At 68.8% G+C, this 15,852-nt stretch carries 15 protein-coding genes; 3 read left to right on the top strand and 12 right to left on the bottom strand.

The annotated features are described in order from the left end of the window. Positions 1-61: 61 nt before the first annotated feature. From ABEA93_RS38915 to ABEA93_RS38895, 5 genes are all read right to left on the bottom strand, one after another. A complete protein-coding gene (locus ABEA93_RS38915; protein WP_345680712.1) occupies positions 62-910 on the bottom strand; it encodes an SMP-30/gluconolactonase/LRE family protein in 849 nt (282 codons plus the stop codon). Beyond that, positions 907-1,677, bottom strand: coding sequence for an IclR family transcriptional regulator (locus ABEA93_RS38910; protein ID WP_345680711.1), 771 nt, complete (start codon positions 1,675-1,677; stop codon positions 907-909). Before ABEA93_RS38910 ends, ABEA93_RS38915 begins: the two co-directional genes overlap by 4 nt. Then, complete coding sequence (locus ABEA93_RS38905) at positions 1,677-2,672, bottom strand: hypothetical protein (RefSeq protein WP_345680710.1); 996 nt, start codon at positions 2,670-2,672, stop codon at positions 1,677-1,679. Before ABEA93_RS38905 ends, ABEA93_RS38910 begins: the two co-directional genes overlap by 1 nt. A gap of 77 nt (positions 2,673-2,749) precedes the next feature. Further along, positions 2,750-3,772, bottom strand: coding sequence for a zinc-dependent alcohol dehydrogenase (locus ABEA93_RS38900; protein WP_425585258.1), 1,023 nt, complete (start codon positions 3,770-3,772; stop codon positions 2,750-2,752). After that, positions 3,769-4,926: a mandelate racemase/muconate lactonizing enzyme family protein gene (locus ABEA93_RS38895; RefSeq protein WP_345680709.1), complete on the bottom strand. Its 1,158-nt coding sequence runs from the start codon at positions 4,924-4,926 to the stop codon at positions 3,769-3,771. The genes ABEA93_RS38900 and ABEA93_RS38895 overlap by 4 nt, the downstream gene beginning before the upstream one ends. 126 nt (positions 4,927-5,052) lie before the next feature. On the opposite strand from ABEA93_RS38895, the gene ABEA93_RS38890 reads away from it, so the two are divergent. Continuing rightward, on the top strand, positions 5,053-6,558 hold the full coding sequence (locus tag ABEA93_RS38890) for an aldehyde dehydrogenase (NADP(+)) (RefSeq protein WP_345680732.1): 1,506 nt from the start codon (positions 5,053-5,055) through the stop codon (positions 6,556-6,558). A gap of 97 nt (positions 6,559-6,655) precedes the next feature. Continuing rightward, on the top strand, positions 6,656-7,666 hold the full coding sequence (locus tag ABEA93_RS38885; protein ID WP_345680708.1) for a Gfo/Idh/MocA family protein: 1,011 nt from the start codon (positions 6,656-6,658) through the stop codon (positions 7,664-7,666). Positions 7,667-8,172: 506 nt separating this feature from the next. On the opposite strand, the gene ABEA93_RS38875 is transcribed toward ABEA93_RS38885, so the two are convergent. The 7 genes from ABEA93_RS38875 to ABEA93_RS38845 form a co-directional block, all read right to left on the bottom strand. Continuing rightward, positions 8,173-9,099, bottom strand: coding sequence for a GNAT family N-acetyltransferase (locus ABEA93_RS38875; RefSeq protein WP_345680707.1), 927 nt, complete (start codon positions 9,097-9,099; stop codon positions 8,173-8,175). Further along, a complete protein-coding gene (locus ABEA93_RS38870) occupies positions 9,096-9,938 on the bottom strand; it encodes a class I SAM-dependent methyltransferase (protein ID WP_345680706.1) in 843 nt (280 codons plus the stop codon). Before ABEA93_RS38870 ends, ABEA93_RS38875 begins: the two co-directional genes overlap by 4 nt. After that, the gene (locus ABEA93_RS38865; protein ID WP_345680705.1) at positions 9,935-10,717 is read right to left on the bottom strand and encodes a methyltransferase; all 783 of its coding nucleotides are present in this window, start codon (positions 10,715-10,717) and stop codon (positions 9,935-9,937) included. The genes ABEA93_RS38870 and ABEA93_RS38865 overlap by 4 nt, the downstream gene beginning before the upstream one ends. Then, a complete protein-coding gene (locus tag ABEA93_RS38860) occupies positions 10,714-11,448 on the bottom strand; it encodes a hypothetical protein (protein WP_345680704.1) in 735 nt (244 codons plus the stop codon). The genes ABEA93_RS38865 and ABEA93_RS38860 overlap by 4 nt, the downstream gene beginning before the upstream one ends. Continuing rightward, positions 11,445-12,983: an NAD(P)-dependent oxidoreductase gene (locus ABEA93_RS38855; protein WP_345680703.1), complete on the bottom strand. Its 1,539-nt coding sequence runs from the start codon at positions 12,981-12,983 to the stop codon at positions 11,445-11,447. The genes ABEA93_RS38860 and ABEA93_RS38855 overlap by 4 nt, the downstream gene beginning before the upstream one ends. Positions 12,984-13,114: 131 nt before the next feature. Further along, on the bottom strand, positions 13,115-13,951 hold the full coding sequence (locus tag ABEA93_RS38850) for an endonuclease/exonuclease/phosphatase family protein (RefSeq protein WP_345680702.1): 837 nt from the start codon (positions 13,949-13,951) through the stop codon (positions 13,115-13,117). Continuing rightward, on the bottom strand, positions 13,948-15,057 hold the full coding sequence (locus ABEA93_RS38845) for an aldo/keto reductase (protein ID WP_345680701.1): 1,110 nt from the start codon (positions 15,055-15,057) through the stop codon (positions 13,948-13,950). Before ABEA93_RS38845 ends, ABEA93_RS38850 begins: the two co-directional genes overlap by 4 nt. 75 nt (positions 15,058-15,132) lie before the next feature. On the opposite strand from ABEA93_RS38845, the gene ABEA93_RS38840 reads away from it, so the two are divergent. Further along, positions 15,133-15,771, top strand: a complete 639-nt coding sequence (locus tag ABEA93_RS38840) for a hypothetical protein (protein ID WP_345680700.1) — start codon at positions 15,133-15,135, stop codon at positions 15,769-15,771. Positions 15,772-15,852: the final 81 nt, after the last annotated feature.

Below are 15,852 nucleotides of genomic sequence, written 5' to 3'. Positions count from 1 at the left end.
CTCGGCTCTGATGCAGCTCCGGGCAAGAATCACGTCGGGAAGTGCCGTGAGCTGCGGACGCTCATCCTGCGAAGGCCGGTTGCGGAAGCCCCTGCCCCGCGTCCGGTACGACCAGCAAGGACCCCGACAGCGCATGCGGGGCGGTCAGACCGGTACGTGCCGTGGTGATGTAGAGGTCGGTCAGCTGCGTTCCGCCGAAGGCACACGCAGTCGGCCTCTCGACGGGCAAGGCCAAGGTTCGGTCGAGAGCGCCGTCGGGCGTGTAGCGGCGCACGGCGGCCCCGTCCCACAGAGCGACCCAGACGGAGCCGGCCGCATCGACCGTGAGGCCGTCCGGCCAGCCCGCGCCCTCCTCGATCCTCACCCAAGGGCGGCGGTTCTTCGCCTGGCCGTCGCTGTAGTCGAAGACGTCGATGCGCCGGGTCGGGGTGTCGATGTAGTACATGCGGCTGCCGTCCGGGCTCCAGCCGATGCCGTTGCTGACCGTGGCGTCGGGCACGACGACGACTGCGCTGCCGTCGGCGGCGACACGGGTCAGTGTGCCTCCGCCGGCCGTCTCGTCGTAGCGCATCGTGCCCGCCCACAGCGCGCCGTCGGGAGCGACCGCGGCGTCGTTGCCGCGCCGTCCCGGAGTCGGTGCGTGGTGCAGCCAGGTGAACTCGCCTGCGGCGTCGTACAGTCCGATCCCGTCGCGCAGGTTCACCACCGTTCCCCCGCCCGCGCGCGGTTTGGCGGCACCGACGTGCTGTCCGGTTGCCGTGGCTTCACTGTGTCCGGAGACCGGGTCGAAGCTATGGATCCGTGAGCCGAGAATGTCCACCCACAGGAGTCGCCGCGCGCCCGAGTCCCAGGTCGGGCCTTCGCCGAGTTCGACCGAGGCCCTTACGGCCTCCTCCAGTTCGAAGGTCACCCCATCGCCCCCCGGTGGCCGAGGCGTGCGGACAGTTCGGCAGCACCCTCCGTAGCCAGCCGTACCAGTTCGGTGCGGCGCTCGTCATTCCAGCGGATGGTCGGTACCGAGATCGACAGCGCGGCGACCGCCTTCCCCGTCTCGTCGCGCACCGGCGCGGCCACGCACGACACGTCGAGGTTCGACTCGCGGTCCTCGAACGCCCGGTCCTCTGCACGGATGTCGTCGAGCGCGGCGTACAGGGCCGCCGGCTCGGTGATGCTTTGTGGCGTCAGAGCGGCAAGAGGCGCGTCTTCCGGAACGAGCGCACGCAGTTCTTCGTCCGGCAGGGCGGCAAGGAGCATCTTGCCGACCGCCGTGCAGTGCGCGGGAAGGCGCCGCCCGGCTGCGGACACCATGCGCACAGCGTGTGTGGAGTCGACCTTGGCGATGTAGATGACATCGGCACCCTCCAGGACCGCCACGTGCACCGTCTCGCCGCACGCCTCCGCGACGCGGCGCGCAGCCTGCTGTCCTTCGGAGGCGAGGTCCAGCTGGTCGGCGTACCGGCTGCCGAGCTGGTACAGGCGCACACCCAACCGGTAACCACCGGTGGACTCCTGGACCAGGTATCGCCGCGCCACGAGCGTGGCCAGCAGCTCGTGCACGGTCGTACGCGGGAGTCCGGTCTGCCGGACGATCTCCGGGGCGGAGAGGGGGCCGTCGTGGTCGAGGAACCTTTCCAGGATGTCGAAAGCCCTGGTCACGGCCGGAACGAGTCGTCCCACTAGCGGTTGCCTCCGGTGGTGTGCGTGTCCTGCGGGTCGGGCACCGGGAAGCGTACGAGTTCACCCGGCAAGCGGGAGCCGAGGGGCGACATGCCCTCCGCCGCACCCAGCCGCTCCAACAAGTCGAGGACGAGCCGCCCACGCCGCACCCGCTCGCGCGCAGCCGACAGCACCGTGGCGCGGAGGTGTTCGCCCGAGGGATAGAGCGCGGGGGCCTTCGACAGGCCGAATTTCAGGTACAGCGGCGCACCGCGGCGGATGAGTTCGGCCGCGTCGTACATGCGTACGTATCCGCCCAGGTCGTCGGGCGCCTCGATGTACAGATCCATCGGGGCGCGGCTGGCATGCCGGATTTCCGTGAGGTGTTCGAGGGTGAGATCGGACGGGATGTTGAGCGAGTCACCGCCGAGGCCTTCGAAGACCGCGTAGGCGGCGGGGTTCACCGGCCCGATGAGTGCGGACACCTTGAAGGTGGTGTCGGCAGGCAGGATGCCGGCGACCCGGGCGCGGTGCAGGGTCCACAGCACGCCTTCGTCGGCGACGAGCAGGCAGCGGACGCCCATTTCGGTGGCGCGTACCGCGTCCTCGACGCATCCCGCCACCGCGTCGTGTCCCCGCGCGCGCAGCCCCGCTCCGCCAGACGGGGTGCGCGTTCCGGCACCGATGTCCCATGTGCCGCGCGGGCCGGTGAACAAGCACAGTTCGACGTCGCGTTCGGCACACGCGGCGACCATTTCGTGTATCTCGGCGTCGGTAAGCATCCAGACGCCGCTGCCCTGGCTGACCCGGTGGATCGGCACATCCAGGCGCTCCGCTTCCTCCAACACCACGGCAAGAGCTTCCGGCCCTTCCACAGACGGGAGTTCCGTACGCCACGAGCCGCCGTCAGGGAAGCGGTGAGGCGAGGCGTCGGCAGGGTCGAGCGGGGCAGCCGCGAGCCCGAGTGCGGCAAGAGGTCCTTCCGCAGGGCGACGGCGAGTGGCAGGTGTGGTCATGTGCTGTGTCCTTCAGTACCGGCCGGGCGGAGCGGCGTTGGGATGAACCGGGCGGGTTTGGTCGGCGGAGGCAAAGGTCAGGGGAAGAGCAGTACCTTGCCCACCTCCGGGCTTCCGCTGCCGACCAGATCGAGCGCACGGGCGAAGTCCCGCAGCGGGAGGCGATGGGTGATGAGCGGCCGCGGGTCGAGAATGCCCGCGCCGAAGGCACGCACGGCGTGCGCCCATGCGGCCGGCGGTGCGCCGAAGACCGTGCGGACATCCAACTGCCGCACCACCAGGTCCGCGGGATCGAGGCCGGGCGCATCCGGCGCCGGGATGCCGGCGAGGACGAGCCGTCCGCCGCGGCGCAGGAGCGAGGCCGCGGTGCGGGCCGACCCCGGTGCCCCGGCTGCCTCGATCACGATGTCGAAGTTTCCACTGATGTCGAGTCCTTCGACGTCTCGGTACGCCGCGGCGCGGCAGGCTTCGGCGCGCGCCCGGAGGCCGGAACCGCGTCCGACGGCCAGCAGCTCGGCCGGTGACGAAGCGGCGACGAATTGAACCGCGAGCAGACCGAGCGCACCGGTGCCGACGACGGCGACTCGGTCGCCGGGGCGTACGTCGGCGCGCAGAGCCGCGGCCGCAGCGCAGGCGGCGGGCTCCAGGAGGGCGGCGCACGCGAGGTCGGCGTCGTCGGGCAGGACGTGCAGCAGCCGGGCAGGGAGCGTGAGCGTGGTGGCCATCGCACCGGGGCGCGTGAACCCGGTTTCCTCGTACGCCGCGGTGCACAGCGTCGTCTCGCCGTTACGGCAGCGGTCGCAGACCTGGCAGTTGCGGAAGCCTTCCCCGACGCATTTGCCTCCCACGAGGGAATCGGGGACGCCCTCGCCGACGGCCTCGACGATCCCCGACCACTCGTGCCCGGGAATCAACGGGTAGCGGACGTATCCGGCGGGCCGAGTGCCGTGGTAGACCTCCCGGTCGCTGCCGCAGACACCGACCGCGTGGATCCGCACCCGGGCTTCGCCGGGCCCGGGTGGGGCGGACGGATGGTCGACGAAGCGGAACGTCCCGGGCCGGTCGACCACCAGGGCGATTCCGGCGGGTCCGGCGTTCAACGCCCGGCTCCCGGCGTGCGCTTCTCCCAGCCGTCGGCGAAGAGGTCGAAGTGCGCCCGCTGCTGGGGGAATTCGGCGGCCGCGTCGGCGTCGAACTCGACACCGAGGCCTGGCGCGTCGCTGATGTCGAAATAGCCGTCGACGACCTCGGGTGCTCCCTTGACGACCTTCTTGATCTCGGCGTCGGCGAAGTCGTTGAAGTGTTCGAGGATTTTGAAGTTCGGGGTGGAGAAGCCGACCTGCAGCGATGCGGCGGTCAGCACCGATCCGCCGACGTTGTGCGGGGCCACCAGCATGTAGTGGGTTTCGGCGGTCGCGGCGATCTTCCGGGTCTCGGCGATGCCGCCGATGTGGCCGACGTCGGGCTGGACGATGTCCGCGGCCTGGGACTCGAACAGCTCACGGAACTCGATCCGGTCGTGGATCCGCTCCCCCGTCGCAATCGGCAGGTCGACCTTCGCGGCGACTTTGGCAAGGGCCTTGAGGTTCTCCGGCGGCACCGGCTCCTCGACCCATGCCGGGCGGAACGGCGCCATCTCGTGGGCGAGCCGGATCGCGGTCGACGGACTGAACCGCCCGTGCATTTCGAGCAGCAGCTCGGTGTCCGGGCCAATGGCGTCGCGGACTGCTTCGATGAGGGAGACCGCGTAGAGGCCTTCCTCGTAGGGAAGTTCGAATTTCCCGGCACCGAACGGGTCGATCTTCAGCGCCCGGTAGCCGCGCTCGACGACCGCGCGAGCGGCATCCGCGTAGGCCTCGGGGGTGCGCTCGGTGGTGTACCAGCCGTTCGCGTACGCCTTGACCCGGTCGGTGACCTTGCCGCCGAGCAGTTGCCACACCGGCACGCCCAGGGCCTTGCCCTTGATGTCCCAGCAGGCCATCTCGATGCAGGCGATCCCGGACATGACGATCTCGCCCGCGCGGCCGTAGTCGCCGTACTTCATCCGGTGCACGAGGTCCTCGGTCGCGAACGGGTCCGAACCGAGGATGTGGTTGACCTTGGCTTCGGCCAGGTAGCCGAGGAGCGCGTCCGTGTGGCCGAGCATGCGGGTCTCGCCGACGCCGGTAAGCCCCTCGTCGGTGTGCACCACCACATAGGTCAGGTTTCGCCACGGCGTGCCGACGACGTACGTATCGACTCGCGTGATCCGCATACCCAGGCTCCTTGTTGTTCGAAATTTCGTCACTGGTTCGGAATACCGACATGACGCTAAGCTGCCGGAAACGACGCTGTCAACGAGGCGAGAAGGGCATTTCCGTTGAGCACACCCGTCTGGAGCATCGACCCGCGCACCGGCGGGCATCGCGTCCGCGTCACCGACGAAGCCGCGTCCACGGATGTCGACGCCGTGGTCAGAGCCGCCCACGCGGCCCGCAGCGCGTTGGCCGGCCGCCCGACGCGCGCCGCCTTCCTCAGGGCGTGCGCCGCAAGGCTGGAGGCGGCCGGTGAGGCGATCGTGGCCGCCGCCGATGCCGAGACCGCGCTCGGCGAGACCCGCCTTCAAGGCGAACTCGGGCGCACGTGCACGCAGTTGCGAGCCTTCGCCGACGCCGTCGACGCCGGAGCCTTCCTCGACGCGATCATCAACCACCCCGACCCGACGATCACCCCGCCGGTCCCTGACCTGCGGCGCTACAAGATTCCCCTCGGTGTCGTCGCCGTCTACGCCGCATCAAACTTCCCGCTCGCCTTCTCGGTCCCCGGCGGCGACACCGCCAGCGCGCTCGCCGCAGGGTGTCCGGTCGTGGTCAAGGCACATCCCGACCACCCGGAGACCTCCGAAATCGTTCTCACGGTTCTCCGTCGCGCCGCCGCCGACTGCGGTCTGCCCGACGCGGTGGTCTCCGTGGTGCACGGCTTCCAGGCCGGACTGGACCTGATCCGCCATCCGCTGATCGCCGCGGCCGGGTTCACCGGCTCGGTGCGCGGTGGACGAGCCCTCTTCGACGCCGCGGCCGCACGTCCCGTGCCCATCCCGTTCCACGGCGAGCTGGGCTCCCTCAACCCTGTGGTGGTCACCCGAGGTGCCGCAGCCGACCGCGCCACGGATATCGGCGAAGGCCTCGCAGCCTCCGCAACGCTCGGCGTCGGCCAGTTCTGCGTCAAACCCGGCCTGGTACTCGTCCCGTCAGGGGATGCCGGCGATCGCCTCGTCTCCGCACTCGCCGGGAAGCTCGCCGCCGCCGAGCCGGGAGTGCTGCTCGACCACCGCATGCGCGACAACTTCCTCCGGGGCGTCGCGGAACGGTTGGCACTGCCCGGCGTCACCGCGCCCGTGGTGGCCGGGCCGGAAGGCGAACACGCCGTAAAGCCCGGTCTCCTGACCGTTTCCGCCGACGCCGTCGCGTCCGGCAGCGCCCACGAGGCGCTGCTCGAAGAGTGCTTCGGCCCCGTCACCGTCATCGCACGCTACGACGACGACGCGCAGATCGAAGCCGTCCTGGCAGCCGCGCCCGGAAGCCTGACCGCCACCTTGCATGTGTCCCCGGAAGAAGCGGCCGGCCAGGGGGCAGGCGGCGCCTTGCTGGCTCGCCTGACCGAGCTTGCCGGTCGCCTGGTCGTCAACGGCTGGCCGACCGGAGTCGCCGTCGCCGCTGCGCAACACCACGGTGGGCCCTATCCGGCGACCACATCGACCTCGACCTCGGTCGGCATCACGGCCATCGAACGCTGGCTCCGCCCGGTCGCCTACCAGGGCGCCCCCGACGCACTGCTTCCGCCGGAACTGCAGGAGAGCAACCCGCTGCGGATCCCGCGATTGGTGGACGGCAAGCGCGAGAGCTGACGCACGACGGGCCGGTTTCCCATCCGCCGCGGGCGGGGCGAAAGCGGCCCGGTCCAGTCGACCGTCGAATCACTCTTTATTCAGCATCGGAGGCCACGTGTCATTCCGCTGGGGCATCGCAGGAACAGGAGCCATAGCGAACGGGTTCGCGGACGCACTGGGCCGAATCCCGGACGCCCAGCTGGCGGCGGTCGCGTCCCGAAGCCAAGAGAAGGCCGACGCCTTCGGCGCCAAGTACGGGATCCCCAGCACACGGCGATACCCGTCGTATGAACTGCTGGCGGCCGACGACAGCATCGACTTCGTCTACGTCGCATCGCCGCACTCGCATCACCACGAGCACACGCTGCTCTTCCTGAACGCCGGACGGCATGTCCTTTGCGAAAAGCCGTTCGCTCTGGACGCCTCGCAGGCCGAGGAGATGGTCGCCGCCGCCAGGCGGAACAACCGGTTCCTCATGGAAGCAATGTGGTCTCGCTTCCTTCCCGCTTACGTCAAGCTTCGCGAATTGGTGCAAGAGGGGCGGATCGGATCCGTATTGTCGGTCGAAGGGGACTTCGGCATCCCCTTTCCCGGCGACGACCTCTCCCACCGCCTTTTCAACCCCGCCCTGGGCGGCGGTTCCTTGCTCGACCTCGGCGTATATCCGCTGTCACTGATCAGCATGCTCCTCGGGGAGCCTGATCGCGTCGCCGCGTCCGGCCGCCTCGGTCCGACCGGTGTCGACGAGCAGATTGCGGTTGTCTGCGGATATGCCGATGGAGCGATCGGCATCGCCAAATCCTCCATACAGTCTTGGCTGGCCTGCACCGCCCGCATCACCGGCACATCCGGGCACATCGAACTTCCTCTGTTCATGCACTGCCCCGACGAACTCGTCCTGCACTCCCAGGGCACCACAGAGCGCTTCAACCTGCCCGCGGCGCGCGACGGCAGTAGCGAGGAGACCGCCGGCGGCGGCCTTCATCGCCAAGTGCAGCACGTCCACGAGCAGGTCCGAGTAGGTCGGCTGGAGAGCCCCATCATGCCGCTGCGCGAATCCGTCGCCGTCATGCGGACTCTCGACGCCGCACGCCATCAGATCGGCCTTGTTTACCCAGACCACTGAGTGCCCCGGCGGCATTCCCGGCAGGATCTCGGCCTCAACAGGCTCGCGTACGGCCCTGGCCCGCCCGGAGGCGCCTGTCGGATTCTTCGGCCAGTTGGCGTCACGGTAACCCAGGCCGTGAGCAGCAGCCTGAGGGTGTCGACGGCGATGTGACGCTGACGACCGGTGATGCGCTGGCGTGCATCTACGCCTTGGACGGAGGCCTGCACGTTGGCGGCGGTCTTGCGGATCTGGCTGTCGAGCACCAAGCGCTCGGCTCTGCGTCGCGGTCGGCCTGCCATCGGACGAGGTCCGCAGCAGGCAGTTGAACTGCCAGGAGAAGCCGTCCTGCCTTCGGCCGGCAGACCAGACCAGACAGACCCGACCTTCCGCGACGCGGCGGGTGATCTTGCGTGGCGCTACTTACGCCTTGGTTGCAGCGGGAGTGTTCCTGACGGCGCACCAGTGGGGCCGGTTCCTTTGTCTGGGCACGCGCCACCAGGCACGATGAGCCGTCGCGCGATGCCTCACGGGCTGAGGTACATGAGCAGGTTGTCGACGATCGCGAAGCCGAGGCGCTTCTGCAGCACGCCGTGCGGGTCCATGCATGTATCGGCCACGCAGCGCGCGACTTGCGCGCCGACGAGGTAAGCGGAGTTCAAGGCTGCGCTGGACAAGGCAAGCCGTATCTCGTCTGCGCCTATTTCGGCGGCTGCTTGGACGAGGAGGTCGGCGAGAAGGGCTTCACGAGGTTCGTTGGGCGCGGTGTGTTCCAGCGGGTAGACAAGGGCAGCCCCGAGCAGGCGGCCAGCCTGGGTGGCCATCCAGAGATGTCGGGGTGCGAAGCGTTCGTCGCGGGTCCAGCGCGTGAAGGTGCCTGCTGCGGTCGCAGGGCTGTGCCGGGGCCGGTTTTGAGCGTAGAGGCGGGCGAGTTCGGTGGTGAGATCGCGGCCGTCGTGGGGACCGATAGTGGCCGGCATCCGAATCACGCTCGAGGGCGGGGGCAAGTCGCGTTTGAGGAGCTGGTGAGGTTCACCTGCACGCCAGCCTGCGGAGGCGTAGAACTCGGTTCCGCGGGCTCGGGTGGCGGGGATCTCGGCGCTCGTGCACAGGATGCCTGTTGGCAGGGCGGCGAAGAGGGTGCGGCCGATACCGCGGTATTGGTGGTCGGGGTGGACGACTGGTCCCCAAAGGCGGCCTCGGCTTCCGAGGCCATCGGGATGGCGTAGGGCAGCGGCGCCGACGAGCAAGCCACGATGGGTGCGCCGGAGCGCGAGGATGGTGGGTGGTGCGCTGTCGGGGGCTTGGAGGCGCGAGCGGACCAGGCCGGCGCTGATGGGGCGTTGGTCGGGCCAGCCCGTCACCACCTCGTAGGCGAGGTGGGCGAGGCTGTCGTCGAGGTCGGGGCTCTCGCCCGGTCGGTAGTCGAGGATGGTGACGTCGGCGTAACTCATGTCTTGCTCCCGGGCCGGCGGGGGTGCTGGGCGAGGACACCGACGCGGAGGCTCGTAGCGCCGGCGCAGTGGGCCGGATGCAGGCGCTGCGCACAACTGGCCGGACCGTCGTTGATGTACACCGCGGTGTCCGAGAATGCATCGGCAAACGCGTCGCGAAGGTGCTCTGAGGTGGTGAACGGGCTGGTGCGGGACGGCCGTTGAAGCACATTCACGGCATGGCTGGCCCGCTGTCCCGGGGGCCCCGGGTAAGCGGCAAGGACAGCGGCCGCCTGGATCCACCGCCCCGGCCGGTCGTACTCGAGGCGTGAGCGCGAGGGTTGGGCGACGCGGGCGGTGTACGCCAGGACGCCGTCCTCACGCAAGGCGCCGGCGAGCGCGAAGACAGTGGCGCGCACGGCGTCGCTGGGTAGCAGGGAGAGCAGCCCGTCGGTGATGACGAGGTCGAACCGTGCGCCGAAATCGGGTAGTTGCGGGGCCTCGGCCTGGCGGGTGACGAGTGCCAGATCGACATGATTGGCGTAGGCAAGCGCGAGCCGCAGCGGGGTGGCGCACCGGTCCACGAGGTAGACGTCGAGGCGGTCGATGCCGAGTAGGTCTGCGAGCGTCGCGAGCATCGCTTCGTCGGAGGCGCCGCAGATCAGGACACGCAGCCGCGGTCGGTGCGTGAGGCCGGTGCGGTCGAGGGCAAGGCGGTAGAAGCCGCGGTGCCAACCTGGGTGGCCTTTGAGCCCCGTGGACCGGAACAGGCGCCACGTAGCGTGGTAAGGAAAGCAGACCGGCGGGCAGTACGTGCGGGCGGTCCGCAGGGCTCCGGTGATGGTGAGGATGCTGGTCATGCCGGGGCCTTACGGGCGATGAGGTGCCACAGGCGGCTGATCTGGCGGTAGGGGTCGCGAGCGCCGGCGCGCCATTCGAGTTCGAGGATCTGGTCGAAGTCGGGGGGTACGGGGGCGTTGCCGAGGTGGTCGGTGAAAGTCCGGACTCCGTACCAGGCCAAGGTTGCGGCACCGAGGTCGCTCAGGCGGGCAGTGACGTCGTCACGGTCGACGCCGCGGGAAGTGACACCGAAGTTGCCGGTCTCGATGTTGGTGTCGAGCATGGCCAGGGCATCGGCCCAGCGGCCCTCGAGCGCGGGGCGGAAGGCCAATACCTCATCGGACTTGGCAAGGACGGAGACCACACCTCCGGGCGCTGCAGCGGCGACAAGGGTCTGCAGCAGGGGCTCGGGGTCATCGACGTACATCAGAACGCCGTGGCACAGTACGGCGTCGTAGCCGTCCCCGACCAGGTCGAGCGCAAGCTCGCCGGGGCCAACTGTGAGGGTGATGCGCGCCACGGTTTCTTCGGGTTCGTCCGAGGCGCGGTCGCGGGCCTGGTCAACCATTGCCGGGTCGGGGTCCAGGACGGTAACAGTGTGGCCAGCCCGGGCGAGCGCGATGGCCTGTTCGCCGGTGCCGCCGCCGATGTCCAGCACGCTGCAGGAGCCGTGTGGCAAGTGGGAGAGCAGGGCGCGAGTGACCAAGGCGTGGCGCAGGGCGCCGCGCAGGGTGGTGGAGTGGTGGGCGTAGGCGGCGGCCAGGTCGGCGGGGTTGCCGCTCCAGGTGTTGGTGTTCACAGGCGCCCTTTCGGCTGGGGAGGAACGGATGGGGATGCATCAGTGATCTCGGTGATCAGGTCGTGAAACAGCGACGCATGCTGGACAACGAGCCGGACCGAGAAGTAGCGGTCTTCGAGAAGGGCACAGACCTTGATGCCCGCAGGTCCGGAGTCCGCGAGGGTCCCGTCGCGGGCGAGGCGCTTGGCGGTCAGCAGAGCGGCGACATCACGCGGCGAGAACTCGGGGATCCGGGCAGCGGGCAGCCCGCACCACACCGGGACGTGCAGCTCGGGCATCAGCTCCCACACGACGACGTCCCGTGGCACGCCTGCGGTAACCAGAACAGCGAAGTGAGGCAGTCGCAGGTAGCCGGCTGCAGCAGGTCGCAGGTGAGTGTTGGTGACAGCTGCGGTGCCGAGATCGAGCGGCGCGCGGAGCCGCGTCAGATGGGAGGAGAACGCCAGGGCCAGGCCGGCGGAGTCGGCGTCCGCGCTCGGGTCCACAAGGGACACGGCGCGCACCCGTTGTTTGACGGCGAGCTCCATGGCGCAGCGGTGAGGGAATCCGGGTGTCCAGGTGCGGATGACCTCGTCGTCGGCTAAGGCGACAGGGTGGACCGGACGGCGCCGCTTGGTACGGGCGAGGACGACCGCCATGACACGCGTGGGATGGTAGGGCTTGGATGCGATGACAGGCAGCTCCGCCGACGTGAACCAGCGTTCGCGACGGGCGTTGGTCTGGTCGGTCATCCCTGTCCGCCCCGGTCGAACCCGCTGGGACCGAATCGCGCGTAGTACGCCTCCAGCAATCCGCTGGATTCCAGCACGCGGTCGGTGGCGCGCACGTTGTGGCCGGGGCGCAGCGTGTGATCGGGGCGGGCTAGGTGCGCGGCGCCGACCAGAAGCGAGGCCAGGATCAGGTCCGCGTAGCGGTTGGGCAGGGACTCGGCTTCGTAGAAGTTGACCGGCTGGCCGTGGGCCAGCACGGTCGCGGTCGGACCGTGCTGGTAGTGCAGCCGGGTACTGACGCCGAGGTCGTCGACTCGCACCGCTTCGTCGGTCAGCTCGTCAAGCGCGAACTCTGCCTGTCGGCTGGTGGTCGAGACCAGGTAGCAGTCGGCTCGCAGGGCAGCAGTGTGTTCGCCCCGTAGGGACGTGCGGCCGGTCGATCCGACGATCAGCAAAGGCGCATGGCAGGTGAGGAGTTCGGGAAGCGAGCGGCTGGTGACGAAGCCGCGCTCGTGAGCAGCTACCAGGCGCACGGTTTCGCGGTCGTAGACCGCAACACGCATCCGGCGGTCCCGCAGCACCTCCGCGATCTGCTCCCCGATCCGACCGAAGCCCAGAACCAGTGCGGGCCGGCCTTCGAACTTCTCATCAGGCAGGAGCCGCAGGATGTTGCGGCACGCGGCGTCCGCGATGCCGTATGACTCGATGGTCGCCTTGAGCCGGGATTCAGCGACGGAGAAGACTGGCAGCGGCAGATCGTCGCCGTACATCTCCAGCTTGGTGATGCCGCTGGTGGTCTGCTCCACCAAACCGCAGTATTCGGCAATCAAGTGAGGAAGTTGATCTACCAGTACAGGGAGGGTGTATCCGCCGTCGTCGACGAGCAGTCCGCGTCGGCCCTGCGCTCGAGCGCGGTCGGAGTGGTCCTTGAGTGCCTGCCCAGCTTCGGTCCACGGGTAGACGCGAATGCCCAGGCTTTCCAGATGGGCGTCGACGCGGTCGGTGTACCGATACGAGTACCCCTTGTCGAGGACGGTGATGGCTTCTGTGGTGACTCCCATGGCTCGGATGGCGTCGACCATGACGAGGAAGTCGGTCATGTGATGCACCGTCAGGAATGGGCTGACTCCGGCTAGGGCACGGACGCCAAGCCGTCGTGGCATCGACGTGGTGAGCGGCATCTGCTCGTGCAGAGAGGCGATTTCGGTCGTGCTGAAAGCCACCCGCAGAGCGGCCCGACGAACCTCGGCCACGTGCTCGACGAACAAGCGCTGCGTCCGGGGGCCGGACTGAGGTTGGACCAGGGCGAGGATCTCCCACCGGCCGGGGTTGCGGCTGCCGACGCAGATCCGCACGTCGGCGTACTCGGTGGCGACGAAGTACTGCCCAGCCAACATGTCCGCGGACGCCTGCGATCCGGGGAAGCGGCTGCGGATCGCCGTAGCGATCTGTCGGACCGCAGCGGCAGCATCCTCCGCGGTGCCGCGCAGTTCGGTGACCGCCCAATGCGCTTGCAGGTAATCGTCGACGACGGGCGGGGAAATGGTGGCGGACATGGTAGGGCTCCGTTTCAGCGCGGCGTAACACCACCGGACGACCCAGAACGCATGGCGAACACCGCCAAAACGCGCGGCGTCGCGTTGTGGTCCGGGCAAGGAGGCAGGCGTGGTGCGCGAGAGTTTGGACGTCAGACGGCGGCGAAGTCGAGGGTCAGCAGCATCGCGGCGTGATCGCTCAACCCGGCCAGCCTGGGTTCTTGGAGGTAGGTGCAGGTGCGGATGCTGTCGGCGTGTTCGGCGCTGACGAACCCGTGGTCGAACCGGTAGCCGTTCCCGGCACGTCCGAACCAGCTGTGCTCGACGGCTTCCGGGTGCAGGGCCCGAAAAGCATCGACGAGCCCGGCTGCGGCGAAGGCCCGGTAGAAGTCGTACTCCCAGACGCCGAACACGTCGTGGTGCGGCTGATGACCGGGTTCAAGGACGTTCAGATCACCGGCCACGACCAGTGGCGTGTCGCCACTGTCGGCAATCAGCTTCGGCAGGCGCGCGGCAAACGCGTCCTGGACCGCTCGTTTGGCGACGTTGCGCTGCTCACCAGGGCCACCACGCGACGGCACGTAGAGCCCGACCACGACCACGGCCTGTCGGCCGGTCGCGATCCGGGCAGCAGGCGCCCGATGCGGCATCACGGTCATGCCGACGTCGACCTGCACCATCTCGTCCAAGCGGCAGGCCAGGATCGTGAGGTACTTGTCGCCCGCGCACACGGGCTCCATCACGCGATAACCGTGCTCGCGCAGAGCCTGGGCCAACGCGAGCCCGCCCGGTCCGTGTCCGACCTCCGTCAGGACCAGTACGTCGGCGTCCTCGCGTTGCGCGAGCCATGCGGCTTGGGTGCGGGAGCGCTTCTCGGCGGCGTGTTGCACGTTCCATGTGAGAATCCGGAATGCGCCGGGCATCGGACGGTCCGGGCGCGTTTCACCGAGCAGGAGCAGTTGCTCGGTCTCGTCGCGCAGCCCACTCATTGCCCCGCTCCGTCCCGCTCGGTCCCGACCTCATCAAGGAACACTTCTCCGGACGAATCGAGTTCGTGCTGCAGCCGGGCGCCAACAGCGCGCACGAAGGCCAGTTCGTCCTCGGTCAGCGGCTCGCCCAGACACGTCAGATTCTGCTCGACGTGCTCTTCGCAGGTGAAGCCGACGAGGACCGCAGCGTTGTCATCCTGTTGAAGGCAGTACCGAAGCGCCACCCGCACCAAGGCTGCCCGGTCTCCCCCAAACCGTTCGCGCAGCGGCGCCAAGCCTGCCTCGATTACCGTCAAGGCGTCGCGGGTGAACCACCGTTTGCGGTTGCGGTGGTCGCCATCGCCGTAACGCGGCGGCCTGACGGCGGTGTGCTTCCCCGTGAGCAGCCCCTGCGCGAGCGGCTTGTTCACCAAGACGGACACTCCATGGCGGCGTGCGAAGGCAAAGACCCTCGCGCCCGCGGGAACGGGAGTGAGGGCGTTGAAGCGAACGGCGAGCAACTGCGGCCGAATCGCCTCGAACAGGCGATGGAACCGAGCGTGCTTGTCGTCACGTTCCGCCTTCGCCACCTGCAGGCGCTCGGTCGCGAACCTGTGCGGGCCCCGCATGCCGACTGCCCGCACCAGCCCTTGCCGCTGGAAATCGCGCATCTGCTCGACGGCGCCGGCCAAATAGCGGTCCTTTTCGCCGAAGTCCGCGTTGTGGAAAAAGTAGGCATCGAGGTAGTCGACACCGAGATTGTCCAGCGTGGACTCCAGATGGCGCCGCATCTGTCGCGGTTCGTACGGGTGGTCTTCGTCTCGCAGGTAGCCGACCTTGCTGGAGACGACGACTTCCTCGCGCGGGACTTGGCGCAGGAGTGAGCCGACGAGGCGTTCGCTGTGCCCGTGACCGTAGACGTCCGCAGTGTCGAACAGGTTGGCTCCAAGCTCGAATGCCCGCTCCAGGGCGGCACGTGCGCGGTCGTCGTCGGCCGTCGTCCAGCCCATCGGTAGGCCGAGATTGTGGTCCGGCCCGCCGATCGCCCAGCAGCCCACCCCCAGCGGATTGACCTCCAGCCCTCCGGCCAGAACGCGTCGACCCGCACCGCTCGACCGCGTGGTCATCGTCCCTCCAATTTCATCTCTTCTCATGACGATTACGCAGATTCCGTGCTGGGCGTAGCGCTACGGTGGGGCGCCATGACCAACCCCGCAAGCACTGCGGTGCCGCAGACCGCGCTGGACCTGGACGCGATCCTCGCCAAAGCGTGGACCGACGAAGGCGACTTCACTGCCAAAGAGTTCGAGCGGGCACGTGCCCTGTACGCGTCGATGCGTGCGCACGATGCCCGGCTGTTGACCCTGCGCGAAGCCGTCGCCACGGAAGTTGCCGCCTGGACGGGCTGCACACCGCGTGACGTCGGCTCGCTGGGCATCCGCTGCAATCTGGAAGCATCCGACCTCGACCTCGGCATCAGTTACCCAGTCGACCGTCGTGACCACCTGATGCAGGCGCTCGCCCCGCACACACGCTTCCTCGCCGAGCGCCGGACGAGCTACAGCACCACCCGACTGGTGTTCGCCTTCGAGCGCGAGGGTGTCGAGGTGGACCTGAGCGCCCTGACGCCGGAGGACTTCGCCGTCGCGACGCGCATGCTCGACCAGATCGACAGCAACATGACCGAGACCGAACGCGTCGCCTACACCTGGGTCAAGCACCTGCTGCGCGCAAGCGGCGACCTGGAGCGTTACGCAGCATGGAAGCTCGTCACCTATGCGAGGTTCTGCCCCGAGTTTGACTGGCAGCCGATCCCCGAGAAGGCCAAACCCACCGCCTGACGGGGCCGGTCTTGGCCTGCCGACAGACAGGCCAAGACCACAATCAGGCACCCGGTCGCACACAAGGGCACCCCCGCTCTT

Source organism: Yinghuangia aomiensis (assembly GCF_039542225.1).
GTDB classification, from domain to species: Bacteria; Actinomycetota; Actinomycetes; order Streptomycetales; family Streptomycetaceae; genus Yinghuangia; species Yinghuangia aomiensis.
This window is presented reverse-complemented; position numbering and strand designations above follow the sequence as displayed.